This is a genomic window from Rhodococcus sp. (in: high G+C Gram-positive bacteria), from assembly GCF_049286785.1.
Classification (GTDB): Bacteria; Actinomycetota; Actinomycetes; order Mycobacteriales; family Mycobacteriaceae; genus Rhodococcus_F.
This window is the reverse complement of record NZ_JBAQEO010000832.1, coordinates 1-7,304: the sequence shown is the minus strand read 5'-3', so window position 1 is coordinate 7,304 and position 7,304 is coordinate 1. Positions and strand designations below refer to the sequence as shown.

Here is a 7,304-nt window from a genome sequence, read left to right as displayed (position 1 = left end):
CAGTGGGTCCGTTATAGCGCGAGCGTTTGGCCGCAGAGGGGGTAGATGTCGCCGTATCCGGCCGGCGTGAGGATGTCCTGGAAGAACTCGCAAAGGAGTTGACGGCGATGGTCGATCTCAACCTCACTGTGCCGATGTTGCTTACCCGCCGAGTCCTACCGGGAATGCTCAGCCGGGGAGCCGGTCATGTGGCGTCGCCTGTTCAAGGGTGGATACCGCGTGGTGGAAAGGTAACTGTCACCGAGATCCACGACGCAGACGCGGCGGCCGATGCCACTGCCACGTCCTGGTCTCACTTCACTTCCCGCCACGGTTTCAGGTCGAAGACCGCTCTCCATTGTTAGAAGACATATTCGACTCTCGAATGACGGCCCAGCCGCTGCGGCAGCCGTCGCAACGGGTGGGGTTGTCCTTCTCGACGTTTCGACAGCTCACGCCATCTCGGGGACGTGCAGGTGCGCGATCGCGAGTTCGAACTCGCATGTATCGAGCACCTCGGCGCCCGCCTCGCGAACCACTTCGCCCCGGATGCTGTCGATGCGTTCTCTGTTGCGTTCCATCGCTTCGGCGCTGTCGAACGTCAGCGACGACACCCCGCGACCCGCGGCGCGGTCGAGCATCAGGCTGGCGCTGCAGAAACCGTCGAGTTCCTCCATCTTGGGCAGTGCGGCCATCTTCCACATGTCGACGCCGCGGTCGATGTGGGCCGGCTCGGTCTTGATCCACGTGACGCGGCAACAGGCCCCGCGATCCGAATGGTGGTCGCGATGCATGACAGCGATCTCCCACTGTGACACCTCCGTGGTGCCGTGGAAGATCTCGGCTGCGTCGTCACGCAGCTTCCGCACCGGTCCCTCGCTGGCGCGTAGCGATTCCTCGTCCCGCCACGAACTGGTCGCGATGCATCGGCCCGAGCCGCGATCGACCAGCAGGGACATTCCGAGGCAGCCCTCGATGTCCGTCAGCGCGGGCATCACGGTATCGCGTACGTGCTTGATCCCCGCGTCGATGTACGACGGATGCGCTTGAATTGTGGTTGAGCGTGCGAACATGATCGGCACCCTTCTCCTCGAGGCGGCGCCGACACGGCGTCGCCGGTCATTCCCCGTGTTTCACACTGCTCCCCCGATCCGCCGGAGGCAATGGGCGGTGGCCGTTCCTCGGCGGCGAGGATCCGCCGCAGTCATCGCGGCAGCCGGCTCGGAGTGGTCGAGTAGGGCGCTCGGAGTGGTCGAGTAGGGCCAGCCTCAGGCCGGAGCGGCTGCCGAAGCGGCGGAAGACGTTCCCCTACCCACGCCGGCGCGTTGGGCCAGCTCGTCAGATTCCCTTCCGGGAGTGTTCAGATTCCCTTCCGGGAGTGTCAGGAGGTGGTATCCGCCTTGCGGTGCTGGGGGATGCTGGCGGCACCGATGACGGCGGCGACCACGGCGAGGGAGGCGAGGATCAGGTAGGCGTGGGCGTAGCTGCCGGTCCATGCGGACAGGGCGGTTCCGGCCCAGGGGGCGAGGGCCATGATGATGACGATGGGGGCGGACATCAGCCCGTTGAGCCGCCCGTAGTGGGTGGCGCCCCATCGGTCGGTGATCGCGGTGGCCTGGATCAGGGTGAAGATGCCGCGGATCAGCCCGGCGCCGATCGCCACCGTGATCAGCGCCATCACCGTGGATACGATCCCGAGCAGCGCGGTGGTGATTGCGGTGGCGGCGAGGATTCCCACGATGCGGGTGCGGGCGGTGGTGCGGGCCGCCAGCGGGAGATAGCCGATGCGGCCGAGGACTTGTCCGGCGCCGCCGAGGCCAAGGGTGAGGGCGGCGAGGGATGGGGAGAATCCCTGTTCGATCAGCAACGGCACCAGGTTGAACACGCCGGCGAACGCGGCAAATGCTCCGAGACTCAACGCGACGACGAGGGCGAGGAATGCCGGGCTTCGGGAGGCATCGCGGTGATCGACCGGATGCGCGCCGGTCGGTGTGGGTGGGTGCGGCCAGTGCCCGCGCAGCCCGAACAGGTGCCCGGGCACGGTGATCACCGCCAACACCGCGGCGAGGACGAGGTACGTGGCCCGCCAGTCGTAACGGTCGACCAGCGCGGCAGCCAGTGGCGCGAAGACGGTGCTGGCCAACCCTGCCGCCAGGGTCAGGATCATCAGCGCCTTGACGTAGCCGTCGCCGTACCAGCGGGTCAATGCCGCGAACGCGGGCGCATACAACACGGCGCCCATCGCGATGCCGGCGACGAGCCACCCGGCGTAGAACACCGGCAGGCTCGGGGCTACCGCCACCACCAACAATGCCGGGGCCGCGAGGACGGAGCCGATGGTCATCACCGCCCGCGGCCCGATTCGATCGATGATCCGCCCCACCGGGATGCCCGTGAGAGCGGCGGCGAGTTGGGAGAGGGAGAACGCGGCGGTGAGGACCGGCAGCGACCACCCGGTATCGGCCGAGATGGACACCGACAGCACCGGAAACGCGTAGTACAGGATGCCCCAGCTGGTGATCTCCGTCAGGCACAGCGCCGCGAGGACCCGCCGCAGACCGGCATCGTCGAGAGACGCGGTCTGCGGCAGTGTCGCCGTTCCGGTCACGGGTTATCCGTCGGTGCGGGCGGACAGGGTGACCAGCTGCGGTGCGGGGGCCGTGCAGCAGCCGCCCTCTGCCGCGGCGGTGTCGGGTTCGTCGAAGACCCCTGTGCCGCCGCAGACTCCGGTCTCGGGCAGGGTCAGTTCGACCCGGGCGGCGGACTCGTGGTCGCCGGCCAATGCGGCGGCGATGCTGCGGACCTGCTCGTAACCGGTCATCGCCAGGAACGAGGGCGCCCGCCCGTAGCTCTTCATCCCGGCCAGGAACACATTCGGCTCCGGATGCGAGAGTTCGGCGACCCCGTGCGGGTAGACGGTGCCGCAGGAGTGCATGTTCGGGTCGATCAGCGGCGCCAACTCCACCGGGGCCTGCAGCACCGGGTCGAGTCCGAGGCGGATTTCCGAGAGCCAGGACAGATCGGGGCGGAACCCGGTGAGCACCACCACCCGGTCGACGTTCTCGATCCGGGCGCCGGCATCGGAGGTCAGTGCGACCTGCTCACCGTCGGGTTCGATGCCGGAGGTGCGGAATCCGGTGACCACCTGCAGTAAGCCGTCGTCGACGGCCTGCTTGGCCCGCAACCCGAGGGCGCCGCGGGCGGGCAGCTGGTCGGCCTCGCCGCCGCCGAACGTGGATCCGACGTCACCTCGGCGCAGTACCCAGGTGATCCGGGTGCCCGGGGCGTCCTTCTCGAGGCCGGCAAGGGCGACGATCGCGGTCAGCGCGGAGTGCCCACTGCCGGCGATCACGATGTGCTTGCCGGCGTAGCGGGCGCGCACCGCCTCGTCGTCGAGGTTCGGGACCCGGTATTCGATCCGATCGCCGGCGGAGCGCTCGCCGAGCGCGGGCAACCCCTCCCCACCGAGCGGGTTCGGGGTGCCCCAGGTGCCGGAGGCGTCGATGACGGCCCGGGCGAGGATGCGGTTCTCGGTGCCGTCTGGGCGGCGGATATGGACGGACAGGGGTTCGGTGTCGCGGCCGTCGTCGACGACCCGGTCGCGGCCGCGGCGGGCCACTCCGATCACCTCGGTGCCCAGCTGCACGATGTCGCCGAGTGCGGAGGCGAGGGGTTGCAGGTAGTTCTCTGTCCAGGCGTGGCCGGTCGGGTATGCGTCGTCGTCAGGGGCGGCCCAGCCGGTGGAGTCGAGCAGGCGGCGGGCGGCCGGGTCGATCAGCTCACCCCAGCGGGAAAACAGCCGCACGTGGTTCCACTCCGCGACGGCGGCACCGGCGACGGGGCCGCGTTCCAAGACCATCGGCGTCAGGCCGCGCTCGCGCAGTTCGGCGGCGGCCGCCAGCCCGATCGGTCCCGCTCCTACTACGACTACGGGCAAGATGTTCATCTCGAGATCCTTCCATCGACGTTCATCGATCCTCCGATTCCGGAGAGTATCGATATCCGTCGATGAATGCAACCATCGACGGATATCGATATAGTGGGGTCATGACTTCCGTGGACATGCCGATCGCGGGTAGCGCGCGGTCGACCGCTGAGGATGCGCTGGCTCCGGACGATGCGGCCACCTACGCCGGATGGTTCGCCTGCCTGGCCGACCCCACACGGGTGCGGCTGCTACACCAGGTCGCCAGCCACCCCGCGGGCATCACGGTTGGTGAGCTCGCCGAGGCACTGGGGATCGGACAGCCCACCGTCTCGCATCATGTCCGCAAGCTCGCCGACGTCGGATTCGTCACCGTCCACAAGGACGGCACCAGCACCGTCGTCGTGGTCAACCCCTCATGCTGCACCGGGCTTCCGCACGCCGCCGACGCAGTCATGGGTGTGCTCACCCCGCGCCCGTGCTGCCCGGACGACCTCCCAGCGGACGTCACCATCCGACCCATGGGCGAGCAGGACTGGGACGACGTGCGCCGAATCTACGGTGAGGGCATCGCAACCCGCACCGCCACCTTCACCACCGAGGTCCCCGCCCGGGAAACCCTGGACGGCCAGTGGCTGACGGATCATCGGTGGGTCGCCGAGATCGACGGCACGGTGGTCGGCTGGGCCGCACTGTCCCCGGTATCCGGACGGGACTGCTACCGAGGGGTGGCCGAGAACTCGATCTACGTCGCAGACGGCATGCGCGGTCGCGGTATCGGCAAAACACTGCTGCGCACCCAGGTCATCGCCGCCGACGAGGCCGGGCTGTGGACGTTGCAGACTTCGATCTTCCCCGAGAACCGGGCCAGCATCGCCCTGCACCACTCCGCCGGCTTCCGCACCGTCGGCGTCCGCGAACGCATCGCCCAACTCGACGGCGTCTGGCGCGACACCGTCTTCCTCGAACGCCGATCTCGAGTCGGCCGCGCTGAACGCACATGGTCCGCCGAAGGAGCTTGCTGATCCCCCTCGAAAAGTCCCGAGCCTCAGCGACTTCGACCGTCAACTCACCCTCATATAGCTCATGGTTGCCGCGCGCGGTCGCTTTCCACGTCCCAGTGATGTGACTGACTTCGGAATCGCGAAGAATCAGCAACGAACTCGTCGTCATCGCTGCCATAGGTGTCCTCGGGTCGAAGTGGTTGGCCTTGCGCACCTCGTCCCGGTAAGCGGTGCGAAGCCGGTAGCGCTCCCTGGCGATGCAGTCGTCCAGAACGCACTCCTCCCAGCAGCACCAGCTGCTGCTGCAGCTGAAAGGCTTTGCCCTTCAGTGTGAGCGGCCGATCACCCGCGCGTCGAGGCGTCGGCCGATGTCGGCGAGGGGGCGTGCGGCGGCCCGTCGGGACAGACGAGTGCAAATCCGGCGCCGAACAGCTCGTCGGAACGTAGTGTCCAGCCATCTTCGTAGAAGACGTCTTGCGGTATCGGGGTGCCGACCGTTTTGGTCCGGAACAACGGTGGAGCTGTTCCACCTCTGATCCCGCCGCGCCACCAACCGACGAGCCCCGGCGGTCGATACTGTGGGTGAGGTGCAGGTCGAGATCGGACGGAACGCGCCATGAGGGTGCTGGTAGTCGAGGACGAGCCACGGTTGGCGGATATGGTTCGCCGCGGACTCGAACTCGAGGGATTTCTGGTTTCCGTGGCCACCACCGGTACCGAGGGCCTGTGGCAGGCCACCGAGGACACCTTCGACGTGATCGTGCTCGACATCATGCTGCCCGGACTCAACGGATACGAACTTCTCCGTGAGCTTCGCGCAAGGGAGATCTGGACTCCCGTCCTGATGCTCACGGCGAAGGACGGCGATTACGACCAGGCGGATGCATTCGATCTCGGAGCGGACGATTACCTCACCAAACCGTTCTCCTTCATCGTGCTGATCGCACGTCTGCGCGCACTCGTCCGGCGGGGCGCGCCGGCCCGGCCCACCGTTCTCGAAGTCGGCGGTCTGAGCCTGGACCCGTCCCGCAGGCGGGTCACCCGCAGGATGGAGGAACTGGCGCTCACGCCGCGCGAGTTCGGCCTGCTCGAGTACTTCATGCGCAACCCCGACGTCGTGTTGACGAAGAGCCGGATTCTGCACAATGTGTGGGACGCCCACTACGAAGGTGACGACAATGTCGTCGAGGTCTATGTCGGCTATCTCCGCCGCAAGATCGACGGTCCGTTCGGCACCGACAGCATCGACACGGTGCGCGGGGTCGGCTATCGACTCAAGGCCGACCCGACGCCGAAGGCTCCTCCAGGGGAAGTCTGACCACCACCTGGGCTCCACCGTCGGCGCCGGTGTCGATTCGGACTGAACCACGATGCGCTGCAACAATTTCAGCGACGATCGCCAGGCCGAGACCGGAGCCGCCCAGTCCGCGGTCCCGCGACTGTTCGAGGCGTACGAACCGCTGGAACACCCGATCTCGCTCGGCCGCCGGGATCCCCGGTCCGTCGTCGGTCACGATGATCTGCGCCCAGCCGTCGTCGCGGGACACGTCGGCGTGCACCGTGCTCGCCGCGTACCGGACGGCGTTGTCGAGGAGGTTGCGTACGACGCGTGGGAGCTGCGCCGCGTCACCTCGGACACGGACGGGCGCGAGTGCCGCGGTGACCGCGATGCCGGTTCTGTCGCGTGTGCGGCGGATCTCCTCGTCGACGACGTCGTCGAGATCGACGTCGACGATCCGTAGCGGCAAGCCCCGCTCGTCCGCACGGGCCAGTAACAACAGGTCCTCGACCAGCAGGCGCATTCGGTGCACTTCGGGCAGCAACGTGTGCCTCACCAGGTCCTGATCGAGCAGTTCCGGCCGGGTGTCGGCGAGTTCCAGCGCCGCGGTCATTGTCGTCAGCGGGCTGCGCAACTCGTGCGAGGCGTCGCCGACGAATCGGCGCTGCGCCGTGTGCCCCGCCTCGAGTCTGCCGAGCATGTCGTTCATCGTTCGCGCCAGGGCGGCGACCTCGTCCTGCTGTACCGGGACGGGTACCCGTTCGCTCAGGTCGGTGGTCGAGATGGCGGCGACCCGGGTCCGGATATCCTCGACAGACCGCAGCGAGCGGCCCACCACCTTGTACGTCACGAATCCCGCGATGAGCACGATGACCGGCGCCCCGAGGGCGAGGAGACCTCCGACGGTTGCGAGCGTCGCCTCCACCGGTTCCTTGCTCGCGGCCACGATCACCGTCTGGTCGCCGGCCGCCCCGTGCACGCCCTGCACCGTGACACGGAGGTCCGCGTCCGGCTCCCCCGGAACCGACATGCCGCGGACGGGTTCGCTGTCGGCCGGTGGCCGGACGTCGACGACCGGGGTTCCGGGTTGGTCCTGTGACGATCGCACCACCTGCCC

General features: G+C 67.9%; 6 protein-coding genes. 2 read left to right on the top strand and 4 right to left on the bottom strand.

Translation table 11 applies throughout. From position 1 onward, the window contains the following. Positions 1 to 431: 431 nt before the first annotated feature. The 3 genes from WAW17_RS29925 to WAW17_RS29915 form a co-directional block, all read right to left on the bottom strand. Positions 432 to 1,061 (bottom strand): antibiotic biosynthesis monooxygenase, encoded by a 630-nt coding sequence (locus WAW17_RS29925; protein ID WP_422336477.1) that lies wholly within the window; start codon positions 1,059 to 1,061, stop codon positions 432 to 434. 299 nt (positions 1,062 to 1,360) lie between these two features. Then, entirely contained in the window at positions 1,361 to 2,587 is a 1,227-nt protein-coding gene (locus WAW17_RS29920) for an MFS transporter (protein WP_422336476.1), read from the bottom strand. Positions 2,588 to 2,590: 3 nt separating this feature from the next. Further along, positions 2,591 to 3,925, bottom strand: coding sequence for an NAD(P)-binding domain-containing protein (locus tag WAW17_RS29915; protein WP_422336475.1), 1,335 nt, complete (start codon positions 3,923 to 3,925; stop codon positions 2,591 to 2,593). A gap of 101 nt (positions 3,926 to 4,026) precedes the next feature. Here WAW17_RS29915 and WAW17_RS29910 point away from each other — a divergent pair, with 101 nt between their 5' ends. Beyond that, positions 4,027 to 4,929, top strand: a complete 903-nt coding sequence (locus tag WAW17_RS29910) for a helix-turn-helix domain-containing GNAT family N-acetyltransferase (RefSeq protein WP_422336474.1) — start codon at positions 4,027 to 4,029, stop codon at positions 4,927 to 4,929. Between the two features lie 595 nt (positions 4,930 to 5,524). Beyond that, positions 5,525 to 6,226, top strand: coding sequence for a response regulator transcription factor (locus WAW17_RS29905; protein WP_422336473.1), 702 nt, complete (start codon positions 5,525 to 5,527; stop codon positions 6,224 to 6,226). Here WAW17_RS29905 and WAW17_RS29900 read toward each other — a convergent pair. Continuing rightward, positions 6,183 to 7,304: sensor histidine kinase (locus WAW17_RS29900; RefSeq protein WP_422336472.1), on the bottom strand; the 1,122-nt coding region annotated here is incomplete at its 5' end. The two genes, WAW17_RS29905 and WAW17_RS29900, sit on opposite strands and share 44 nt — an antisense overlap.

Bases quoted from the DNA above. Each gene is read 5' to 3' on its own strand.
- WAW17_RS29915 (WP_422336475.1), bottom strand. From the start codon at position 3,925: ATGAACATCTTGCCCGTAGTCGTAGTAGGAGCGGGACCGATCGGGCTG.
- WAW17_RS29910 (WP_422336474.1), top strand. From the start codon at position 4,027: ATGACTTCCGTGGACATGCCGATCGCGGGTAGCGCGCGGTCGACCGCT.
- WAW17_RS29905 (WP_422336473.1), top strand. From the start codon at position 5,525: ATGAGGGTGCTGGTAGTCGAGGACGAGCCACGGTTGGCGGATATGGTT.